Origin of the sequence: Bradyrhizobium sp. BEA-2-5 (genome assembly GCF_032918025.1) — a bacterium.
Lineage (GTDB): Bacteria > Pseudomonadota > Alphaproteobacteria > Rhizobiales > Xanthobacteraceae > Bradyrhizobium > Bradyrhizobium pachyrhizi.
The window spans coordinates 2596691-2617898 of sequence record NZ_CP136629.1 but is presented as its reverse complement, the minus strand read 5'-3'; the positions used below and the strand labels follow the sequence as shown (position 1 = coordinate 2617898).

The 21208-nt window shown below is 65.4% G+C and carries 19 protein-coding genes and 2 pseudogenes; 12 read left to right on the top strand and 9 right to left on the bottom strand.

Annotation, left to right across the window (positions count from 1 at the left end; genetic code table 11):
- Nucleotides 1–114 precede the first annotated feature (114 nt).
- Entirely contained in the window at nt 115–1482 is a 1368-nt protein-coding gene (locus RX327_RS12270) for an NAD(P)/FAD-dependent oxidoreductase (protein WP_050387951.1), read from the bottom strand.
- Nucleotides 1483–1559: 77 nt separating this feature from the next.
- On the opposite strand from RX327_RS12270, the gene RX327_RS12265 reads away from it, so the two are divergent.
- The 4 genes from RX327_RS12265 to RX327_RS12250 all read left to right on the top strand — a co-directional run bounded on the left by RX327_RS12265 (nt 1560) and on the right by RX327_RS12250 (nt 5610).
- Complete coding sequence (locus tag RX327_RS12265; RefSeq protein ID WP_317250376.1) at nt 1560–2414, top strand: VOC family protein; 855 nt, start codon at nt 1560–1562, stop codon at nt 2412–2414.
- Nucleotides 2415–2531: 117 nt separating this feature from the next.
- Nucleotides 2532–3854, top strand: coding sequence for an ABC transporter substrate-binding protein (locus tag RX327_RS12260; protein WP_028334427.1), 1323 nt, complete (start codon nt 2532–2534; stop codon nt 3852–3854).
- Entirely contained in the window at nt 3851–4789 is a 939-nt protein-coding gene (locus tag RX327_RS12255) for a carbohydrate ABC transporter permease (protein WP_050387784.1), read from the top strand. The genes RX327_RS12260 and RX327_RS12255 overlap by 4 nt, the downstream gene beginning before the upstream one ends.
- Nucleotides 4786–5610, top strand: coding sequence for a carbohydrate ABC transporter permease (locus RX327_RS12250; protein ID WP_028334429.1), 825 nt, complete (start codon nt 4786–4788; stop codon nt 5608–5610). The genes RX327_RS12255 and RX327_RS12250 overlap by 4 nt, the downstream gene beginning before the upstream one ends.
- Here the strand turns inward: RX327_RS12250 and RX327_RS12245 are convergent.
- Nucleotides 5607–6284 carry an isochorismatase family cysteine hydrolase gene (locus RX327_RS12245; protein WP_317250375.1) on the bottom strand — a complete coding sequence of 226 codons (678 nt, stop codon included), beginning with the start codon at nt 6282–6284 and terminating at the stop codon, nt 5607–5609. The genes RX327_RS12250 and RX327_RS12245 overlap by 4 nt on opposite strands.
- Nucleotides 6285–6429: 145 nt before the next feature.
- On the opposite strand from RX327_RS12245, the gene RX327_RS12240 reads away from it, so the two are divergent.
- Nucleotides 6430–7443 carry a formamidase gene (locus tag RX327_RS12240; RefSeq protein WP_050387785.1) on the top strand — a complete coding sequence of 338 codons (1014 nt, stop codon included), beginning with the start codon at nt 6430–6432 and terminating at the stop codon, nt 7441–7443.
- Between the two features lie 63 nt (nt 7444–7506).
- Here the strand turns inward: RX327_RS12240 and RX327_RS12235 are convergent.
- Nucleotides 7507–8578 (bottom strand): annotated as a pseudogene (locus tag RX327_RS12235) (YeiH family protein).
- An 86-nt stretch (nt 8579–8664) separates the two neighbouring features.
- On the opposite strand from RX327_RS12235, the gene RX327_RS12230 reads away from it, so the two are divergent.
- Nucleotides 8665–9636, top strand: coding sequence for a LysR family transcriptional regulator (locus tag RX327_RS12230; protein WP_050387787.1), 972 nt, complete (start codon nt 8665–8667; stop codon nt 9634–9636).
- Here the strand turns inward: RX327_RS12230 and RX327_RS12225 are convergent.
- The 3 genes from RX327_RS12225 to RX327_RS12215 all read right to left on the bottom strand — a co-directional run bounded on the left by RX327_RS12225 (nt 9584) and on the right by RX327_RS12215 (nt 12659).
- On the bottom strand, nt 9584–9805 hold the full coding sequence (locus tag RX327_RS12225) for a hypothetical protein (RefSeq protein WP_038377517.1): 222 nt from the start codon (nt 9803–9805) through the stop codon (nt 9584–9586). The two genes, RX327_RS12230 and RX327_RS12225, sit on opposite strands and share 53 nt — an antisense overlap.
- Before the next feature lie 149 nt (nt 9806–9954).
- Complete coding sequence (locus tag RX327_RS12220; RefSeq protein ID WP_317250374.1) at nt 9955–11190, bottom strand: ATP-binding protein; 1236 nt, start codon at nt 11188–11190, stop codon at nt 9955–9957.
- Between the two features lie 197 nt (nt 11191–11387).
- Nucleotides 11388–12659, bottom strand: coding sequence for an allantoate amidohydrolase (locus RX327_RS12215; protein WP_317250373.1), 1272 nt, complete (start codon nt 12657–12659; stop codon nt 11388–11390).
- 373 nt (nt 12660–13032) lie between these two features.
- Here RX327_RS12215 and RX327_RS12210 point away from each other — a divergent pair, with 373 nt between their 5' ends.
- From RX327_RS12210 to RX327_RS12190, 5 genes are read left to right on the top strand one after another with little or no spacing between them, the layout of a single operon-like run.
- Nucleotides 13033–14142: a BMP family ABC transporter substrate-binding protein gene (locus tag RX327_RS12210; RefSeq protein ID WP_050387790.1), complete on the top strand. Its 1110-nt coding sequence runs from the start codon at nt 13033–13035 to the stop codon at nt 14140–14142.
- Nucleotides 14139–15248: an ABC transporter permease gene (locus RX327_RS12205; protein ID WP_050387791.1), complete on the top strand. Its 1110-nt coding sequence runs from the start codon at nt 14139–14141 to the stop codon at nt 15246–15248. Before RX327_RS12210 ends, RX327_RS12205 begins: the two co-directional genes overlap by 4 nt.
- Before the next feature lies 1 nt (nt 15249).
- The gene (locus tag RX327_RS12200) at nt 15250–16176 is read left to right on the top strand and encodes an ABC transporter permease (protein ID WP_028334438.1); all 927 of its coding nucleotides are present in this window, start codon (nt 15250–15252) and stop codon (nt 16174–16176) included.
- Nucleotides 16177–16195: 19 nt separating this feature from the next.
- Nucleotides 16196–16879, top strand: coding sequence for a cysteine hydrolase family protein (locus RX327_RS12195; protein ID WP_050387793.1), 684 nt, complete (start codon nt 16196–16198; stop codon nt 16877–16879).
- Nucleotides 16876–18408, top strand: a complete 1533-nt coding sequence (locus RX327_RS12190; RefSeq protein ID WP_050387794.1) for an ABC transporter ATP-binding protein — start codon at nt 16876–16878, stop codon at nt 18406–18408. The genes RX327_RS12195 and RX327_RS12190 overlap by 4 nt, the downstream gene beginning before the upstream one ends.
- A 302-nt stretch (nt 18409–18710) precedes the next feature.
- Here the strand turns inward: RX327_RS12190 and puuE are convergent, their stop codons facing one another.
- Together puuE and RX327_RS12180 are read right to left on the bottom strand one after the other, a co-directional pair.
- Entirely contained in the window at nt 18711–19649 is a 939-nt protein-coding gene (gene puuE, locus RX327_RS12185; protein WP_317250372.1) for an allantoinase PuuE, read from the bottom strand.
- Nucleotide 19650: 1 nt separating this feature from the next.
- Nucleotides 19651–20064 (bottom strand): DUF3830 family protein, encoded by a 414-nt coding sequence (locus tag RX327_RS12180; protein ID WP_317250371.1) that lies wholly within the window; start codon nt 20062–20064, stop codon nt 19651–19653.
- Between the two features lie 196 nt (nt 20065–20260).
- Between RX327_RS12180 and RX327_RS12175 the strand changes: the two genes are divergently transcribed.
- A complete protein-coding gene (locus RX327_RS12175; protein ID WP_317250370.1) occupies nt 20261–20995 on the top strand; it encodes an SDR family NAD(P)-dependent oxidoreductase in 735 nt (244 codons plus the stop codon).
- Here the strand turns inward: RX327_RS12175 and RX327_RS12170 are convergent.
- Nucleotides 20992–21150: pseudogene (locus RX327_RS12170) on the bottom strand (IS5/IS1182 family transposase); the annotation flags it as partial. The gene RX327_RS12175 and the pseudogene RX327_RS12170 overlap by 4 nt on opposite strands.
- Nucleotides 21151–21208 lie beyond the last annotated feature (58 nt).

Here is a 21208-nt window from a genome sequence, read left to right as displayed (position 1 = left end):
GAACCTGCTTGGCCCCGCATTCTTCCAGCGACGTTCTCCGACCAGCCCCCACCTCGGGCGGCTCGCCCCTCCATGCCCTTTATCTCGCGTGCGCGGCGCGACGTTGCTCCGCGTTCACCGCGAACGGCGCGAAGCGAGGAAATACTCCGCCCATCGCAGCAACTCGAAACGATCGCCCTTGACCAGCTCCTGTGCATCGCGGCGCCGGTAGAGCACCAGCATCCAGGGAGCGAGCTTGCGCAGCAAGCCATGCGCCATGTACTGCACCGGCTCGGAGAATGGCAGCGCCAGTTCGCTTTCCGGCACGCCCCGGACTGCGCGTGCCAATTCGCGGCCGAGCGGGATCGTCAGCGCGACGGCACGGCCGTTGCAGCCGGTCCAGCCATAGGCGTTGGGACCCAGCCGATGCATGCGCGGCAGGAAATCCGCGGTCATCCCGACATAGCCGTTCCAGACATAGTCGAAGGAGACCTCGCCGATTTGCGGCCACAGGCGCTGCAACCGCTCGGTCACCCGTGCCTTCAGCCGCCCGGTCCTGTCGCCCGGACCGAGCACAGCACCGCCGGTGACGAGGCGGTTGCGGGCGTCGTAGCGCGCGAAATACAGCTCGCCATGGGTATCCGACATCGCCTGCCGGCCGGGGATGATGGTCCTGCGGACATTGTCCGACAGAGGCTGCGTCGCCATCTGCCAGGACAGCACCGGCATCACCTCGGTCGCGATTTCGGGCACCAGTGATTTCGCGAACTCCCCGCTATAGGCATTGGTGGCGACCACCAGCGAGCGGCCGGAGATTTCACCCTTCTCGGTCTTCACCACCCAGCGATCGCCGCGGCGCTCGAAACTGAGTGCAGGCGAACGCGCATAGATCCGCGCACCGAGGCCGACCACGGTCCGCGCAAGGCCCCGCGCCAGCGCCAGCGGATTGACGTGACCGCCGGTCCTGTTCCAGAAGCCGCCGTACCACGCATCCGAGCCGAGCATGTCCTTGGTCTGATCGCGCGACAGCAACTCGACCGGCGCGCCGAATTTCGACCATTGCTGCACCCGCCGCTCCGCGATCCTGATGCGGCCCGGCGAATGCACCGGCTGCACCCAGCCGGCCTGCTCCTGCTCGGCCGCGATGTTGTAGCGCCTGACGACGTCGAACAGATCAGCGGCACTGTCGCGCAGCATCGCGACGAAGCGCTCGCCGGCCGCACCGTGCCTCGCGATGATGTCATCCGGATCGGGGCGTGACAGCGTCGGGATCACCTGGCCATTGTTGCGCCCGGAGGCGCCCCAGCCCGGTTCGGCGGCCTCGACGATCGCGACGTCGACACTGACCTCGCGCAGATGCAGCGCGGTCGATAGACCCGTGAAGCCGCCGCCGATGATCACGACATCAGCCTGCTGCGCGCCGGTCAGCTCGGGACAATCAGGGCCGGAGGGCGTCACTGCCGCCCAGAGCGAATTGGGCCAGCGCACGGCATTGCTGTTCATCATGATCCTTTCTTGCGGGCGCCCGGTCATTCTGGTTAGCTAATTCTACTCTCCTATTCCAGCCGGGAAGACAACAAGTGGCCCTCAAGAACGTCATCGGTATCGACCACGCCGTGGTCATGGTGAAGGACCTCGACAAGGCCGCCGAGAACTACCGGCAGCTCGGCTTCACGGTGTCGCCGCGCGGCACCCACAGCGCGCATATGGGCACCGGCAACTACACCATCATGTTCGATCCCGACTACATGGAGCTGCTGGGCGTGCTCGCCGCGACCGAGCAGAACGCGCCGGCGCGCGCGTTCCTCGACAAGCGCGGCGAAGGCATCGAACGCATCGCGTTCACCGCGGTGGATTCTGCGCTAGGTGCCGAGGAGATCCGCGCACGGGGCCTGGCGCCGATCGGCCCGACCGATTTCGAGCGGCCGGTGACGCTGCCTGACGGCACGGTCTCGGCGGCGAAATTCCGCACCTTCATGTGGCCGACTGCGGAAGCGCCCGGCGGCGTGCGCATCTTCGCGTGCCAGCACAAGACGCGCGAGACCGTGTGGATTCCCGAACTGATGCAGCACGCCAATGCGGCAAAACGCCTCAAGCAGGTGCTGATCGTCTCGCCCGATCCCGCAACCGATGCCGCGCATCTCTCCAGGATGATCGATATCGCCGTCAGGCACGATCCCGACGGTGCTGTTGCCGTGCCGTCCGGCGGCGACCGCGCCGACTTCGTGTTCCTGACCAGGGACCAGCTCGGCAAGCGCTATCCCGGCGTATCGCTCGACGGCCTGCCCGATCGCGGCGGCGCCGGCCTCGTGATCGCGGCCGATCTTGCCGCGACCGAAAAGGCGCTGGGCTCAGCCGGCGTGAAGAGCGGCAACAGCATCACCGTGCCGCCGGCTTCCGGCAACGGCACCCTGCTCGCTTTCGTCAAGGCATAGCTGCCATACCATGCGCGGCGCAGCGTTATGCAACGTCGCCGCGCATGTGGGACTAGGCACAGAAAGTTGAGGCGCTAGTATCTCTCCCAAACAAGAACCGTCCCAGGGGAGAGAAACATGTCGCATCACCTGATCTCGCGCCGGCAGATGCTGGCCGGCACCGCCGCGGCCGGCGCGGTTGGACTGACCGGATTTCCGGCCCGCGCCGACGTCAACTGGAAGAAATATTCCGGCACCACGCTCGAGGTGATCCTCGCCAAGGGGCCGCGCGGCGACAATCTGCAAAAATACATCAAGGAATTTACCGAGCTGACCGGCATCAAGGTCGAGTCGGAGCAGATCCCCGAGCAGCAGCAGCGCCAGAAATGCGTGATCGAGCTGTCCTCGGGCAAGCCGAGCTTCGACGTTGTGCACCTGAGCTATCACGTGCAGAAGCGGCAGTTCGAGAAGGCCGGCTGGCTCGCCGACATGTCGCCCTATCTCAAGGATCCGAGCATGACGCCGCCGGATCTCGTCGAGAGCGATTTCTCGGCGGCCGGGCTGCAATATGCCCGCAACGACAAGGGCCAGATGCTGTCGCTGCCGTGGTCGGTCGACTATTTCATCCTCTACTACAACAAGGAGCTGTTCCAGAAGAAGGGCGTCGAGGTCCCGAAGACGCTCGAGGAGATGGCAATCGCGGCCGAAAAGCTGACCGATCCGAAGGAAGGCATCTACGGCTTCGTCGGCCGCGGCCTGCGCAACGCCAACATGGCGATGTGGACCAACTTCTATCTGAACTATGGCGGCGAATTCCTCGATGCCAAGGGCAACATCCTGACCGACGGCCCCGAGGCGATCGAGGCCACCAAGCTCTATCAGCGGCTGCTGACGAAATGCGCGCCTCCCGGCGTCGCCGGCTTCAACTGGATGGAGTCGATGGCGTCCTTCACGCAGGGCAGGTCCGCGATGTGGATCGACGCCGACGGCTGGGCGCCGCCGCTGGAAGATCCCGCCGCCTCGCGCGTCGTCGGCAAGGTTGGCTACACGCTGGTGCCCGCCGGTCCCAAGGGCAAGTTCTCCTCGACCTATGGCGACGGCGTCGGTATCGCCGCGGCGAGCAAGAACAAGGAAGCCGCCTATCTGCTCTGCCAATGGGTGGTCTCGCGCGGACAGGGCGCGCGCCTGCTGCAGGCCGGCGGCGGCGTGCCGTTCCGCAACTCCATCGTCGACGATGCCGAAGTCGCCAAGGGCGTGAAGACCAAGGAATGGCTGCAGTCGGTGGTTGACTCCGCCAAGATTTCGAAGCTCGGCCTGCCCGTCATCATCCCGGTCGCCGAATTCCGCGACATCGTCGGCGCCGCGCTGACCGCGACGCTGTCGGGCGCCGACCCCGCCACCGAGCTGAAAAAAGCGCACGAGCAATTCCGCCCCATCCTGGAGCGTAGCGAAAAAGCGTGAGTGTGGTGACACAAGCTTCGCCGGCGGCGGCCGATAACGCCGCGCCGGCACGTGAATGGCGTCCGCCGTCCTACTGGCCGTTCGTGATCCCGGCGCTCGTCGTGGTGCTGGCGGTGATCATCTTTCCGTGGGTGTTCACGATCTGGATGAGCCTGCAGGAATGGAAGGTCGGTTCGCCGACCGTCTTCGTCGGGCTCGCCAACTATCTGCGGCTGCCGACCGATCCGCGCTTCGTCGAGGCGGTCGGGCACACGCTATCCTACACCGCGCTGTCGGTGCTGCTGCCACTGGTCTTCGGCACGCTGGCGGCGGTGGTGTTCCACCAGAAATTCGCGGCGCGCGGCTTCCTGCGCGGCATCTTCATCATGCCGATGATGGCCACTCCCGTGGCGATCGCGCTGGTGTGGACCATGATGTTCCACCCGCAGCTCGGCGTGCTCAACTATCTGCTGTCGCTGGTCGGGCTGCCGGCGCAGCTCTGGGTGTTCAACCCCGCGACGGTGATCCCCTCGCTGGTGCTGGTCGAGACCTGGCAATGGACGCCGCTGGTGATGCTGATCGTGCTCGGCGGCCTCGCCGCGATCCCGAACGAGCCTTACGAGAGTGCGCAGATCGACGGCGCCAATTTCTGGCAGGTGTTCCGCTTCATCACGCTGCCCCTGATCATGCCGTTCCTGTTCATCGCCGGCATGATCCGGATGATCGACGCGGTGAAAAGCTTCGACATCATCTTCGCGATCACGCAAGGAGGACCGGGCTCGGCCTCGGAGACCATCAACGTCTATCTCTACAGCGTCGCCTTCGTCTATTACGACCTCGGCTATGGCTCGGCGATCGCGGTGGTGTTCTTCCTCCTGATCGTGGCGCTGGCGGCGCTGCTGCTCTACTTGCGCAAGCGCCTGCTGTGGACCTCACAGCTCGGGAGCGAGGCATGAACCCGCGCTACATCCTCGGTCGGATCGGACTGTGGCTGTCGGTGTTCGTCATCGTCTCGCCGGCGATCCTGTTCTTCCTCTGGATGGCCTCCCTGTCGCTCAAGTTCGAGATCGACAACGCCTCCTATCCGCCGGTGTTCTTCCCGGAGCATATTGCCTGGAAGAACTATGCCGACGTATTCGCCTCCAACCGCTTCCTGACCTATTTCAGCAACAGCCTGATCGTGACCGGCTGCGCCACGGGACTTGCGATGCTGGTCGGCGTACCCGCCGGCTACGGCATCGCGCGGATGGCCGCGCATAAATCGGCGATCGTGATCCTGATCGCGCGCATCACGCCCGGCCTGTCGTATCTGATCCCGCTGTTCCTGCTGTTCCAATGGCTCGGCCTGCTCGGCACGCTGGTGCCGCAGATCATCATTCATCTGGTGGTCACGGTACCGATCGTGATCTGGATCATGATCGGCTATTTCGAGACCACGCCGCTGGAGTTGGAGGAAGCCGCGCTGATCGACGGCGCGACGCGCTGGCAGGTGTTCCGCCATGTCGCGCTGCCGATCGCGAGGCCCGGGCTCGCGGTCGCCTTCATCCTCGCGGTGATCTTCTCCTGGAACAACTTCGTGTTCGGCATCGTGCTGGCGGGGCGCGAGACCCGCACGCTGCCGGTCGCGGTCTACAACATGATCTCGTTCGATCAGCTGAGCTGGGGCCCGCTCGCCGCCGCCGCATTGATCGTGACCGCGCCGGTGCTGCTGCTCACCGTGATGGCGCAGCGGCAGATCGTCGCCGGGCTGACGGCGGGTGCGGTCAAAGGTGGCTAGTCCCCGAGCGCCTCCAGCACCGCGGCTGAATCAGCGACCCAGCCGAAGATGCCGCCCTGGGCCTTGATCATCTTCAGGCCCATCTCGTGAAACTCGGGGAAGTAGGATGCGCAGCCGTCGGAGATGACGACGCAGCGATAGCCGCGGTCATTGGCCTCGCGCACGGTGGTGTTGACGCACACTTCTGTCGTGACGCCGCACACCAGGAGATTCTCGACGCCGTGCTTCTCCAGGACATCGCCGAGCTCGGTGGCGTAGAAGGCGCCCTTGCCCGGCTTGTCGATCACGATTTCGCTGTCGAGCGGATAGAGCTCGGGAATGATGTCGTGGCCGGCCTCACCGCGAACGAGGATGCGTCCCATCGGCCCGGGATCACCGATGCGAAGGCTCGGCGCGCCGCGCTCGACCTTCGCCGGCGGGGCGTCGGAGAGATCGGGCAGATGCCCCTCGCGCGTGTGGACCACCAGCATGCCGCTCTCGCGCGCCGCCGTCAGCACCGCGCCGATCGGCTTCACCGCGCGTGCAAGCTGGCTGACGTCGTTGCCGAGCGTTTCACCGAAGCCACCGGGCTCCATGAAGTCGCGTTGCATGTCGATGATGAGAAGCGCGGTGGCGGGCCAGTCGAGCGTAATCGGCTCGGGCTCCGCCGCGATCGTACCGCTTGAATTCGCCATGACCCACGCCTTGAATGCGAGAAGACCCGCGCCTGGTTAAGCAAACCGCATGCCATGGCGCAACAATGGTGCTGGCATGATCGTTGCTAGCCTAAGGCAGGATCGAACGAAGCACCCAAGCGTCTCAAACAAGCGGGAGGACAGCATGAATGGACTTGGCGGTCTCAACAAATCACCCAACGGTGTGGTGATCGGGCTGGTGCAGCTACAGCTGGCCGTGGTTGCGACCAAGGCCGATCTGGCACGACAGACCGAGCGCATCGTCTGGATGGTCGGCAAGGCACGGCGCAATCTCGCCACCATGGATCTTGTCGTATTCCCGGAATACTCGTTGCACGGCCTCTCGATGGACATCAATCCGGAGATCATGTGCCGGCTCGACGGGCCCGAAGTCGCGGCTTTCAAGCAGGCCTGCATCGACAACAAGATCTGGGGCTGCTTCTCCATCATGGAGTTCAACCCGCACGGCAACCCCTACAATTCCGGCCTGATCATCGACGATCACGGCGATATCAAGCTGTACTACCGCAAATTCCATCCCTGGATTCCGGTCGAGCCGTGGGAGCCGGGCGATGTCGGCATTCCCGTGATCGACGGACCGAAGGGCGCGAAGCTCGCGCTGATCATCTGCCACGACGGCATGTTCCCGGAAATGGCCCGGGAGTGCGCCTACAAGGGCGCGGAGATCATGATCCGCACCGCGGGCTACACCGCGCCGATCCGCGACAGCTGGCGCTTCACCAACCAGGCCAACGCGTTCCAGAACCTGATGGTGACGGCCAATGTCTGCATGTGCGGCTCGGACGGGTCGTTCGACTCGATGGGCGAAGGCATGATCGTCAATTTCGACGGCAGCATCATCGCGCACGGGACCACGGGACGGGCCGACGAGATCATCACCGCCGAGGTGCGGCCCGACCTCGTGCGCGAGGCACGGATCAACTGGGGCGTCGAGAACAACATCTATCAGCTCTGGCACCGCGGCTATGTCGCGGTGAAGGGCGGTGCGATGGATTGCCCGTACACGTTCATGCAGGACATGGTGTCCGGCCGCTTCCGCCTGCCGTGGGAAGATCAGGTCAAGATCACCGACGGCACGTCCTGCGGCTTTGCTGCGCCGACACGGATGTTCGGCAAGACCGCGAAGGCCGCCGAGTAGCCGGCCCTTTGATGTGAGCATGATCTCTTCGGAAAACCGCTGCACACTTTTCCGGATCATGCTCTACTTGAAGAAATGCACTAGACCGATGCTCAAGGCCAGCAGCAACAACAGCGACAGCGTGACGGCCGCCGTCACCCGGCCGCCGACCGTCGAGAGCACCCGCACATCGACGCCGAGCCCGAGGGCTGCCATCGAGACGACGGTGAGGATCGCCGCCGTCTTGGTCACCGGCGCGATCGCGATGTCAGGCACGAGCTGGAACGAGCGCAGCGCGGCCAGCACCAGGAAGCCGATGATGAACCAGGGCACCAGCTTGAACGGGCTGATCGAGGCGGCCTTTGAAGTGCCCTCGCTGGCGGCGCCGGCCTTGCGCCGCCGCGCCACCAGCAGCGAGAGGCCGATCACGATCGGGCCCGAGCATCAGGACGCGCATCAGCTTGACCAGCGTGCCGATCTGGGTCGCGACGAGTCCGGCCGGCACCGTGGCGGCCAGAACCTGCGGTACAGCATAGACGGTGAGGCCCGCGAGGATGCCGTATTGCGTGGCCGACAATTGCAGCAGCGGGATCAGGAGCGGCAAGCCAAGCACCATCATCACGCCAAGGATGGCGGTGAAGGAGATCGAGGATGCGATCTCGTCGCCATCGGCCTCGATCACCGGCGCCACCGCCGCGATCGCCGAGTTGCCGCAGATCGAATTGCCGCAGGCGATCAGGATCGCGAGTTTGGTCTTGAGCCCGAGCATCCGGCTGAGGCCATAGCTCACCGCCAGCATGATCACGACGGTCACCGCGATGGCGCCGATCAGGAGCCCGCCCGACGCCACGATCGCGGCAAAGCTGATGGAGGCGCCGAGCAGCATCACCGCGACCTCAAGCAGCTGCTTGGCGCTGAAGGCAATGCCCGATCGCCAGCGCGCCGACGGCTCCCAGGCGGTGCGCACCGCCATGCCGAGCAGGATCGCGACGACGAGGGCCTCGATATAGGGATGGTCGAAAACGCGCTCCTCGGCGGCCTGGATGCCGAGCGAGATGACGGTGACCGCCCCGCAGAGCAGAATCCCCGGAATGAGCTGGAATATGCGCCGCAGCGCCCCCTGCTTCTGCCCCTGGTCTTGTTCTTGTTCCGGCACAAAATCCTCTTTTCGGAGAAGATTTTATGCGCCAAGGCACACCTCTTGGCTAATATATTTTCGGACTGCCCCGATAGAGAGAAGTTATGTCCCTCAACCTGCATCTGCTCCGCCTGTTCGCGGCCGTGGCGAGGACCGGAAGTTTCTCCCGTGCCGCCGACCTCCTGCACATCAGCCAGCCCGCCATCTCCAAGGGCGTGCGGGATTTCGAGCTGCAGGTCGGCTGCCGGCTGCTCGACCGCACGCCGAAGGGGGTGCGGCCGACCCGGGAGGGCGCGGCGCTGGCGCGGCACGCCGAGACCCTGTTCGCGGCCGAACGCGCCGCCGAGGACGAATTGCAGGCGCTGCGCAATCTCGACAGCGGCTCGCTGCGGATCGGCGCCAGCACCACGATCGCGACCTACATGATCCCGGAATATCTCGGTGTGTTCCACCGCGCCTTTCCCGGCATCGATCTGCACGTCGTGAGCGCCAACACCAGCGATATCGCCACGCTGATGCTGGGGCACGAGATCGAGATCGCGCTGGTCGAGGGGCCGGTCGAGGACGAGAATTTGATCAGCGAAGCCTGGCGTACCGACGTGATGGCGCTGATCGCAGGTCCGGATCATCGCTTCGCGGCGGTCCAGGGGCCGATCGACATCCGGTCGCTGAACGACGAGATCCTGATCGTGCGGGAGCCCGGCTCAGGCACGCGCGAGGTGGTCGCGCAGGCGCTGGCTGCCCACCACGTCGAGCCGCAGCGCACGCTCGAGATCGGCAGCACCGAGGCGATCAAGCAGGCGGTGGCGGCCGGCGTCGGCGTCGCCATCGTGTCGGTCGCAACGATCGACGATCAGGTGAAGCTGGGAAAGCTGAAGGTGATCCCGATCAAGGGCATCCATATCGAGCGCACGCTCTGGCAGCTGAAATCGCCCGGCCGGCTGGACGTGCCGGCGGCGGTGGCGTTCGAGGGGATCATTCGGGAAGCACAAAGGGCCAGGACGGCCCCGCGCGGACCTGCGGCTAGAGCGCGGCGAACAGACCCTGCGCCCAGGCAACGGCATGCTCGAAGCTGAACACGCCGGGCTCGAAATAGACGGCCCGTGCCAGCACGATGCCGACCACCAGCACCCAGAACACGCTGGTGCCCGCGGTCTTCAGCCATTTCGACACGCCCTCGCTCGCGATCGAAGGATCGACCGCGGGGACCGGCTCGCCGAAGGGATCGAATGCGGATTGGCTCATCGTCGTAACCATCAGGAATACCCTGAGAATGTCGCGACGACGGGGGCGGAAGCAAGGGTAGTGGAATGCCTTTTGCGGCGGTGACTTGGAAGGACGTTTTCCGGCTCGAAAGCGGGGGAGCATTTCCTTCTCAACGCCCCCTGTGGGCATCAACTATCGGTCACGCGCCGCGGCGCCACGCGTGGCAGCGTGATCCGCATGCGTGTCCCCATGCCCGGCGCACTGTCGAGATTGAGCTCTCCGCCCAGCCGGTTCGTGACGATGTTATGAACGATATGGAGACCGAGCCCGATGCGGCCGATATCGCGGCGCGTGGTGAAGAATGGATCGAAGGCCTGCCGCAGCACGTCGTCGTCCATCCCGCAACCGTTGTCGGCGAACAGGATCTCGACCTGATCCGCGCCTGAGGCGCGCAGCCGGATCGTGATCATGCCGCCCTTGCCGTCCGGGAAGGCGTGCGCCACCGAATTGAGAAACAGGTTGGTCAGCACCTGCCCGTACGGGCCGGGATAGCTGTTCATGGTAAGACCGGGCGGGCAATCGACCTCAAGCGCGAGGTTGTTCTTCGGCAAGGCCGGACGCAGGCTCGAGAGAACCTGCTCGGTCACCGCGCCGAGATCGAACTGGCTCCGGTCGAAGTAGCTGCGATCGACGGCCACCTGCTTAAACGATTGCACCAGGTCCGCCGCGCGCTTGAGGTTGCCGACCAGCAGCGACGAGGCGCTTTCGACGACCTCGATGAAATCGCTCAGGCTGGATCGCTTCAGCTTGCCGCGCGCGGCCTCGGCAGCGAAGTCGGCGCATTTCTGCTCCAGCACCGAGGCGACGGTGAGACTGGTGCCGACCGGACTGTTGATCTCGTGCGCGACGCCGGCCACCAGCCGGCCGAGCGCCGCGAGCTTTTCCGCCTCGATCAGCGACGCCTGGGTCTCCTGCAGATGGTGCAAGGCCTTCTCGGCGGCGTCGCGCGCGGCGCGGATCTCGCGTTCGCTGCGCTTGCGATCGGTGATCTCTTCGGCCGCAACGTTGACGCCGACGATGCTCCCGTTCGGTTCGCGCTGCGGATGCCAATGCGTGATCCAGCATCGCTCGTCATTGTGGCCGGGGCGCTGGCCGTAAACCTCCACGTCGGTGACGGGCTCTCCGGTCTCCATGATCGATTGAACGATACCTTCGACGGCCGAAGCCAGTGCGGGCACGCAATCGTGCACCGTACGCCCGAGGTGACCTTCGACCGAAATGCCGCAGATCTCGGTGAGACGCTGGTTGATCTGAAGGTAACGGCAATCGGGAGAGAGATAGGCAAGCCCGATCGGCGCCGTGTCATAGATCAGCTGCAGCGCCGGTTGCTTTGGGAACTGAACGTCCTGGACGGACGACCTCATGTTCACTACCCCCCGTTGCGTCAAGTCTAGCGCTTCGCGCCCGACCCGCAAATAGGCCAGCTGAGCCGGAAACGGTGGTCTGATCTGTCCGGATTAGGCACGAGGGGGCGCAGCGGCCCCTGGACCGGTGCCTGCGGCGTGCTGACGCAACGTGGACAGCAAGCGCTCCTCGGCCAAGGCCTGCGAAGCGCGCAATTTTAGCTATTCACTAAACCGTGCGGACGAAAATTCTCGACGAACCGCAGCAGCACCCGCGCGCCGGCATCGGCATCGGCGAGCTCGACATGCTCATCCGGGTGATGGCTGATGCCGCCGCGGCAGCGAACGAAGATCATGCCGACATCGGCAATGTCGATCATCGCCATGCCGTCGTGCCCTGCGCCGCTCGGCAGCTCGAACACGGCATAGCCCTCGGCCGCGACCGCCTCGGCGATCTGGGACTTCAGCCATGGCGCGCAGGGCACGCTGCGGTTCTCGTGAGTGACGTCGATCTGCAAGGCGAGGTCGCGGCGTTTTGCGATCGCCTCGATCTGCCGCACGATGTCGGCGACGGCGCGCTTGCGATGCATGTCGTTCTGCGAGCGGATATCCATGGTGAAGGACACCTTGCCCGGGATCACATTGGTGGCGCCCGGCATCGCGTTGACATAGCCGACGGTGCCGACGAGGCCTTGTTCGTCGGACCTGCAAAACTGTTCGATCGCAACGATGCATTCGGCAGCGCCCGCCAGCGCATCGCGCCGCAGCTTCATCGGCACCGTGCCGGCATGGCCGGCGACGCCGGTGAGGCTGGCGGCCAGCCGGGTCGCGCCCGAAATCGCGGTGACGACGCCGACCGGCAGCGCCTTCTCTTCCAGCACGGGGCCCTGCTCGATGTGCAGCTCGACATAGCCGAGCAGCTCGCGGCGGGCGCGCGCCGCCTTGCCGATATGATCGGGATCGAGCCCGAACTGGATCAGCGCATCGCGCATCGACGTGCCGGCGCGGTCGCGCGTGTTGAGCACACTCTCGTCGAAGGTGCCGGCGACCGCGCGGCTGCCGAGCAGGGTCGAGGCAAAGCGCACACCCTCCTCGTCAGCAAAGCCCACGATCTCGATCGCAAACGGCAATCGCCTGCCGCGCCGGTTCAGATCGGCGACGCAGGCGATCGCGGTGATGACGCCGAGCGGGCCGTCCCATCTGCCGGCGTCGCGCACGGTGTCGTAATGCGAACCGAGCATCAGCGCAGGCAGCCCCGGCCGCTCGCCCTCATAGCGGCCGCAGACATTGCCGATGGCATCAAGATGCGCGCTCATGCCGGCCTCGCGCATCCAGGACAGGATGAGATCGGCCGCCTTGCGATGCTCGTCGGTGAGGAAGATTCGCGCCAGATGCTCCGGCGTCTCGGAGATCGACGCGAGCTGATCGATCCGCGCCACGATCTCTTCGCCAAGGGAAGACGATTTCGATGACGGTTTTATCTCGCTCATGCTGTTTCCCATCAGTCCAACGCGGCCGCCGGAGCTCGCTTCACTCGTAGCAGGCCCGATCCGATTCACCAGCCGGCAATTGGCGCGTCGTGCCCAGGCCCCGCCCGGGCTCGCACCGGCTGTCCGGCGGTTAGCGACTGCTTAACGGCATTGCATACAACAGCGATCGATCGCTCATAAAATAGGCAAGCCGATCTCAATCAGCTTCCGAGCTTTCTGGGACCAATCACCATTCTCACGTACATTCAATCATTTACGGAGGACTGATCGCCAAACATGCTCTGGCATGAAGCTTGCGACACTTCCCCCAAGCTCCGCCGTCAGGCGGTTGCGACAGGGACAGGCGGGCCGGACCCGCCGGAGGGAGCGAGCGATGGATTTTGGCAGGATTTCAAGAAGGCATTTATTGCAGGGGAGCGCCGCACTGGCGCTCGGCAGCACGCTCGGCATTCGTGGCGCGGCGGCAGCGGAAACCACGATCGGCTTCATCTATGTCGGGTCGCGCGACGACTACGGCTACAACCAGGCCCACGCCCAGGGCGCGGCGGCGGTGAAGAAGCTTCCCGGCATCAAGGTCGTCGAGGAAGAGAAGGTGCCGGAGACCGATGCAGTCGAGAAGACCATCGAGTCCATGATCAATCTCGACGGCGCCACGCTCATGTTCCCGACCTCGTTCGGCTACTACAACCCGCACGTCCTCAAGATGGCGGGCAAGTTTCCAAAACTGCGCTTCGAGCATTGCGGCGGCCTGTGGTCCGACAAGGACCCGAAGAACGCCGGCAGCTATTTCGGCTATATCGACGAGGCGCAATACGTCTCCGGCATCGTCGCCGGCTATTCGACCAAGAGCGGCAAGCTCGGCTTCGTCGCCGCCAAGCCGATCCCGCAGGTGCTGCGAAACATCAACGCGTTCACGCTCGGCGCCCGGCTCGCCAATCCGAAGGCGACCACGCAGGTGATCTTCACCGGCGACTGGTCGATGCCGGTCAAGGAAGCCGAGGCGACCAACAGCCTGATCGACCAGGGCGTCGACGTGCTGACCTGCCATGTCGACGGACCGAAGACCATGGTCGAGAACGCCGCGCGCCGCGGCGCGCTTGTATGCGGCTATCACGTCAACCAGTCGCCGCTGGCGCCGAAGGCCTATCTCACCGGCGCCGAGTGGAATTGGGAGGCGCTCTACCCGAAATTCGTCAAGATGATCACCGCGGGCGAAGCGATCCCGAACTTCTATCGCGGCGGCCTCAAGGAAGAGATCGTCAAGGTGTCGCCCTATGGCGAGATGGTGTCGGCGGAAGCACGCAAGCACGCCGACGACGTCAAGGCCAAGTTCATGTCCGGCGAGTTTACGATCTTCAAGGGCCCGCTGGTCGACAACAAGGGCAAGACGGTGATCGCGTCCGGCACCGATCGCGGCCAGCAGGATCCCGAACTCGAGAAGATGGACTATCTCGTCGAGGGCGTGATCGGAGCCACCGCGTGACGACCGAGACGGCGGAATCGGTGGAGGCGGCCGGCATCGCTCCGGCCGCCGATCCCGGATTCCTCCAGCGCCACGGCGCGCGCATCGAATACATCGTGATCCCGGGCGCGGCGCTGGTCGGCGCGCTCGCGGTGTTCGGCGGCTTTGTCGCGCTCTACGGCAAGAACCCGCTCGATCTGTATTTCTACATGTATTACGGCGCGTTCGGCACCGCCTTCTCCTGGCAGAACACGCTGACCCGCGCCGCGCCGCTGATCCTGACCGCGCTGTGCACGGCGCTGCCGGCGCAGCTCGGCATGGTGATCATCGGCGGCGAAGGCGCGCTGCTGATCGGCGCGCTGTCGGCGACCGCGGCGGCGCTGGCGCTGCAAGGCGCGGCGCCGACCGTGGTGCAGATCGCCATGGTGATCGCGGGCATGATCGGCGGCGGCCTCTGGATCACGCTGTCGGGCGGCCTGCGGCAATATCGCGGGGTCAACGAGACGATCTCGAGCCTGCTGCTGGTCTATATCGCGCTTGCCGTCCTCAACCATCTGGTCGAGGGGCCGATGCGCGATCCGGCGAGCCTCAACAAGCCGTCGACGCGCGAGATCGGCGCCGCCAACATGATCGGCACCATTCCCGGCACCGACGTGCATTGGGGCCTGGCGTTCGGCCTCGTCGCGGCCGTTGCCGCCTACATCCTGATCTATCACACCACCTTCGGCTTCGCCGCGCGCGTTGCCGGCGGCAACATCCGGGCGGCCAAGATCGTGGGCCTCAGTGTCGGCAAGCTGATCCTGACCGTCTGCTTCCTCGCCGGCAGCTGCGCCGGGCTTGCCGGCATGATCGAGGTCGCGGCGGTGCAGGGACGCACCAACGCCAATCTTGCGGCGGGCTACGGCTTCACCGGCATCCTCGTCGCGTTCCTGGCGCGGCAGAATCCGCTGGCGATCATTCCAGTGGCGATCCTGCTCGGCGGCATCTCGGCCTCCGGCGGCCTGTTGCAGCGGCGGCTCGGCCTGCCCGACGCTTCGGTGCTGGTGCTGCAAGGCATCATCTTCGTGTTCGTGCTGGCGAGCGACGCGCTCTACGGGCGCATCGGCTTCCTGAAGGGAAAGTCCTGACATGGCGGACGCATCGCTCGGGCTCTGGACCGTTCCGCTCGCCGTATTCGGCGGCGCCATCCGCGTCTCGACGCCGTTCCTGTTCGTCAGCCTCGGCGAATGCATCACCGAGCGGTCCGGCCGCATCAATCTCGGCCTCGAGGGCACGCTGGTGATGGGCGCGATGAGCGCCTATGGCATCTCCTACCTGTCGGGCTCGCCGTGGTTAGGGGTGCTCGCGGCCGGAATCACCGGTGCCCTGTTCGGCGCGCTGCATGCCGGCATCTGCTCGCTGCCGCGGGTCAACGACATCGCGGTCGGCATCGCGCTGATGCTGCTCGGCACCGGGCTCGCGTTCTTCCTCGGCAAGCCGCTGATCGAGCCGACCGCGGCCCGGCTGCCGGCGATCGATTTCGGCTGGTGGAGCGACGTGCCGCAGCTGCGCGCGGCGCTGCGCATCAACGTGCTGTTCCTGATCGGCGTCGCGATCGCACCGCTGCTCTATTGGGCCTTCAGGACCACGCGCTGGGGCCTCTTGATCCGCACCGCCGGCGAGAGCGCGGATGCCGCGCGCGCGATGGGCCATTCGGTGCTCTTGATCCGGCTGCGCGCCACCATGGTCGGCGGCTTCCTCGCCGGCATCGGCGGCTCGTTCCTGTCGCTGTTCTATCCCGGCAGCTGGAACGAAGGCCTCTCCTCGGGACAGGGCATCACCGCCGTGGCGCTGGTGATCTTCGCGCGCTGGGACCCGATGCTCTGCCTGTGGGCCTCGCTCGCCTTCGGCGGCGCCGCCGCGCTCGGGCCCGCGCTGCAATCGGTCGGCATCACCTCCGGCTATCATTTGTTCAACGCCGCGCCTTACATCCTGACGCTCGCGATCATGATCATCACCTGCTCGCCGAGACGCACGCTGACCGGCGCGCCCGCCGAATTGTCCATCACCCGATAGCATCTCGCGAGATCATTTCATGCCCGAGCGCTTCATCAAGTCCGAGCCCTATGCCTGGCCCTACAATGGCGACCTGCGGCCAGAGAATACCGCGCTCATCATCATCGATATGCAGACCGACTTCTGCGGCGTCGGCGGCTATGTCGACAAGATGGGCTACGACCTCTCGCTGACGCGGGCGCCGATCGAGCCGATCAGGAAGCTGCTCGCGGTGATGCGCGCGCAGGGCTTTCACATCATCCATACACGCGAGGGGCACCGGCCCGACCTTGCCGACCTGCCCGCCAACAAGCGCTGGCGCTCGCGCCAGATCGGCGCCGGCATCGGCGATCCCGGCCCCTGCGGCCGCATCCTGGTGCGCGGCGAGCCGGGCTGGGAGATCATTCCCGACCTCGCGCCGCTGCCGGGCGAGCCTGTTATCGACAAGCCCGGAAAAGGCTCGTTCTGCGCCACCGATCTCGAGCTGATGCTGCGGCTGCGCGGCATCGAGAACATCGTGCTGACCGGCATCACCACCGATGTCTGCGTCCATACCACGATGCGCGAGGCCAATGACCGCGGCTTCGAATGCGTGCTGGTCGAGGATTGCTGCGGCGCGACCGACAAGGGCAATCACGATCACGCGCTGAAGATGATCAAGATGCAGGGCGGTGTGTTCGGCGCGGTGACCAGATCGGCCGACCTGATCGGGGCGCTGTCGTGATCATCGGCGAGCCGCCCGCCCCTTCTGGCGCGTTCGGCGTCGACGCCATCGCCATGACGATGCGGTTCGGCGATTTCGCAGCGCTCGACAATGTCGAGCTCAAGGTGCGTCCAGGCTCGTTCCACGCCTTGCTTGGTGAGAACGGCGCGGGCAAGAGCACGCTCGTGAAATGCATCATGGGCTATTATCACGCGACCGAAGGCGACATCATTGTCGGCGGCCGGCAGCAGGCGATTGCCAATCCGAGGGACGCGCATGCGCTCGGGCTCGGCATGGTCTACCAGCACTTTACCTTGGTGCCGGCGATGACGGTTGCCGAAAATCTGGTGCTCGCGCGCGACGACGTTCCTGCCGTGGTCGACTGGCGCAAGGAGAAGAAGGAGCTCGAGGCCTTCCTGGCGCGGATGCCGTTCAAGGTGCCGCTCGACGCAAAAGTCTCCGACATCTCCGCCGGCGAGCGGCAGAAATGCGAGATCCTCAAGCAGCTCTATCTGAAGCGCCGCTTCCTGATCCTGGACGAGCCGACTTCGGTGCTGACGCCGGGCGAGGCGGACGAGGTACTTGGCATGCTGCGCGGCATGGTGGTCGCGGGCGAGCTCACCATCCTGATGATCACGCACAAGTTCCGCGAGGTGATGGCCTTTGCCGACGAGGTGACCATCCTGCGCCGCGGCAAGCTCGCCGGCAGCGGCCGGGTCGCCGAGCTGACGCCGGACGAGATGGCCCGGACCATGATCGGCGCCGAGCAGCTGACGGTGCAACCGCCGCGCACCGGCGAGACCGGAGCGGCCCGGCTCGAACTCGACAGGCTCACCGCGCTTGACGATGCCGGCGCGATCGCCGTGCACGGGGTGTCGCTGACCATGAAGAGCGGCGAGATCGTCGGCATCGCCGGCGTCTCCGGCAACGGCCAGCGCCAACTCGTGGAGGTCCTGGCCGGCCAGCGCGAGGCCGAGAGCGGCACCATCCGCGTCCAGGGCGAGACCTATGCGGCGAGCCGCACTGAGATGCGGCGCTACAGGATGTCGCTGCTGCCGGAAGAGCCGCTGAAGAACGCCTGCGTCGGCGGCATGAGCGTCGCCGACAACATCGCATTTCGCGAGTTCGATCGCGCCCCGTTCGCGCGCGGCGGCTGGTGGCTGAACCGTGCCGCCTTCCGCAACGACGCCGAGCGCAAGATCAACCGCTACAAGATCAAGACCCGCACGCCGGAGACGCCGATCGCGGCACTGTCGGGCGGCAATGTGCAGCGCGCAGTGCTGGCGCGCGAGCTCTCCGGCGACGTCGAGGTGCTGATCGCCGCCAATCCCTGCTTCGGACTCGACTTCGCGGCCGTGGCGCAAATCCACGCCGAGATCATGGCCGCCCGCAACCGGGGCGCTGCGGTGCTGTTGGTCAGCGAGGACCTCGATGAGTTGCTGGAGCTGTCGGATCGGCTGGTCGTGATGTTCCACGGCGCGTTCGTGCATGAGGCCCGCGCCAGCGAGGCCGACCTCACCGAGATCGGCCGGCACATGGCCGGGCATTGAGGGCTCTCCCTCACCCGGAACGCATCTGGCGATGCGTTCCGGTCTCTCCCCGCAGGCGGCAGGGCAATCGCATATGCAAAGCTTGGTGTCGTCCCGGCGTAGGCCGGGACCCATAACCACAGAACCTTGTTGTTGAACAAGGCCGTGGCCCCAGCTCGCTTTTATCACCACGCCCTGTGGTTATGGGTCTCGGATCGGCGCTCCGCTTCGCTGCGCTTGTCCGGGACGACGAAGTTCTTTTGCCATATGCGATTGCCCTGCCGCAGGCGAGGCGAAGCGGCCGCGGCTCGCTAACGACCGCGCTACCCGATCTCGAACGCGTCCGCGGCGAGATGCTTGAGATTGGCGTGCCAATGCTCGGCGATCTGAAGCCGCGTCGGCACCCAGACGTGCTCGTGCGTCTGGATGTAGTCGAGAAAGCGCATCAGCGCGGCGGCGCGGCCGGGACGCCCGACGACGCGGCAATGCAGGCCGATCGACATCATCTTCGGCGAGGTCGCGCCTTCGGCATAGAGCACGTCAAAACTGTCTTTCAGGTAAGTGTAGAACTCCTCGCCGCCGCCAAAGCCCTGCGCGTTGATGAAGCGCATGTCGTTGGCATCCAGCGTATAGGGAATCACGAGATGCGGCTCGGTGCCGGCTGCCTTGATCCAGTAGGGCAGATCGTCGGCATAGGAGTCGCAGAGATAGAGGAAGCCGCCTTCCTCCATCAACAGCCGGTTGGTGTTGATCGAGGAGCGCCCGGTGTACCAGCCGAGCGGCCGCGAGCCGGTCGCCTCGGCATGCACGGCAATGGCGCGAGCGATCTCCTCGCGCTCCTCGTCCTCCGACATGTCCTTGTGCTCGACCCAGCGCAGGCTGTGGCTTGCGATGTCCCAGCCCGCCTCCTGCATCGCGACAACGACGTCCGGATTGCGCCTCAGAGCCATCGCGACGCCGAATACCGTGGCCGGCAGCTTCCGCTCGGCGAACATCCGCCACAGCCGCCAGAAGCCGGCGCGCGAGCCATATTCGAACATCGATTCGATGTTGGCGTGGCGCTGGCCCGGCCAGGGCTGCGCGCCGAGCACGTCCGACAGAAACGCCTCCGAGGCGGGGTCGCCGTGCAGGATGTTGTTCTCGCCGCCCTCCTCGAAATTGACGACGAACTGCACCACGATCCGCGCATTGTCGGGCCATTGCGGATGCGGCGGATTGCGGCCGTAACCGCGGAGATCGCGAGGGTAGCGGGCCTCGGTCACATCAGATTTCCTCGAAGCGAATGTTCTGCGCGCCCTTCCACAACACAGTCTTGCCGAACGCGGTGAGATTCTCCAGGCCCGAGGTCAGCGTGATGAAATGGTTGCCGGCGAGCTGGCCCATCTTGCTCGCGAAATGCACGCCGCCATAGGCGAGCAGGATCTCGGTCTCGCTGATGCCGCCCGGGTAAAGGATGATCTGGCCGGGCGCGGGATAGCTGGTGTGGTTCTCGTAGCCGACGCCGAAATCGAGGTCGCCGAGCGGCATCCATACGCCCTCACCGCTCCAGCGCACATGGATGATGTGGCTTTCGAACGGCAGTGCCTTGCGGAACGCTGCGACGGTCTTGGGCGCGAGCTGCTCCTCGAAACGGGCGTCAAAGGTGAACTCGCCGGCGCGGACAATCAGTTTGCTCATCGATCTCTCGTGGGTGGGCCAAGAAGTGATGTCCCAACCATTGCCGCCGGCCCGGGCCGGACGCAAGGCCGATTCCGGCCCCGGAAGCCGGTTTTTCGCCGCGCTGCGGCCTCCAACGCAGATTTGAGCAGAGTTGCATTGCGCCGCGCCTTCCCGTTTGCGAGCCTGCGAGGGTACATCGAACAGGGTGACTTTGATGACAACAAGCAGTCTGCACGGACATGTGGCACTGGTGACCGGCGGATCGCGCGGCATTGGTGCTGCGATCGTCAAGATGCTGGCGGATGCCGGCGCCGCCGTCGCCATCAATTATCGCGAGCGCTCGGCCGAGGCGGAGACGCTGGCAAAGGGCATCACCGCCGCCGGCGGCCGCGCCGTCGCGATCGCCGCCGACGTCTCGGAAGCTGCCGCCGTGGCCGCAATGGTCGAGCGCGTCACGGCCGGGCTCGGGCCGATCGACATCCTCGTCAACAATGCCGGCATCGCCATCACGCGCGGCATCGACGATCTCACCGAAGACGATTTCGACCGTACCATCCTGGTCAACCTGAAATCCGCCTTCCTGTGCACGCAGGCCGTGCTGCCGTCGATGCGATCTAGGAAGTGGGGCCGCATCGTCAACATCTCCTCGGGTGCGGCGCGCGGCGCCGGCTCGATCGGCCCGCACTACAATGCGTCCAAGGCCGGCATGGAAGGCCTCACGCGAGGCTATGCCGCGCGGCTGGTGAAGGAGGGTATCACCGTCAACGCAGTGGCGCCGTCGCTGATCGAAACCGACATGATGAGGGGACAGAGCGAGCTCGTCAGCCGGATCCCGGTCGGCCGCTTCGGCACAGCGGAAGAGGTGGCACAGGCCGTGATGCTGCTGGTCAACAATCCCTACATGACCGGACAGACCATCGCGATGAGCGGTGGCATGGCGTTCAATTAGGACGCGGGCTCATCAGCGCGCAGCCATAGCCTGATCGACGCGAGTTGAACGAAGGCAAGGTAGTTGGCGGCGAGCTTGTCCTAGCGCGTCGCAACCCGGCGGCAGTTCTTGATCTTGTTGAAGAAGCGCTCGACCAAGTTCCGGGCGCGATAGAGATACAGGCTGAAGCGGATAGGCTCAGTTGCATCGTGGCGGGATGTTGGCCCATGCACC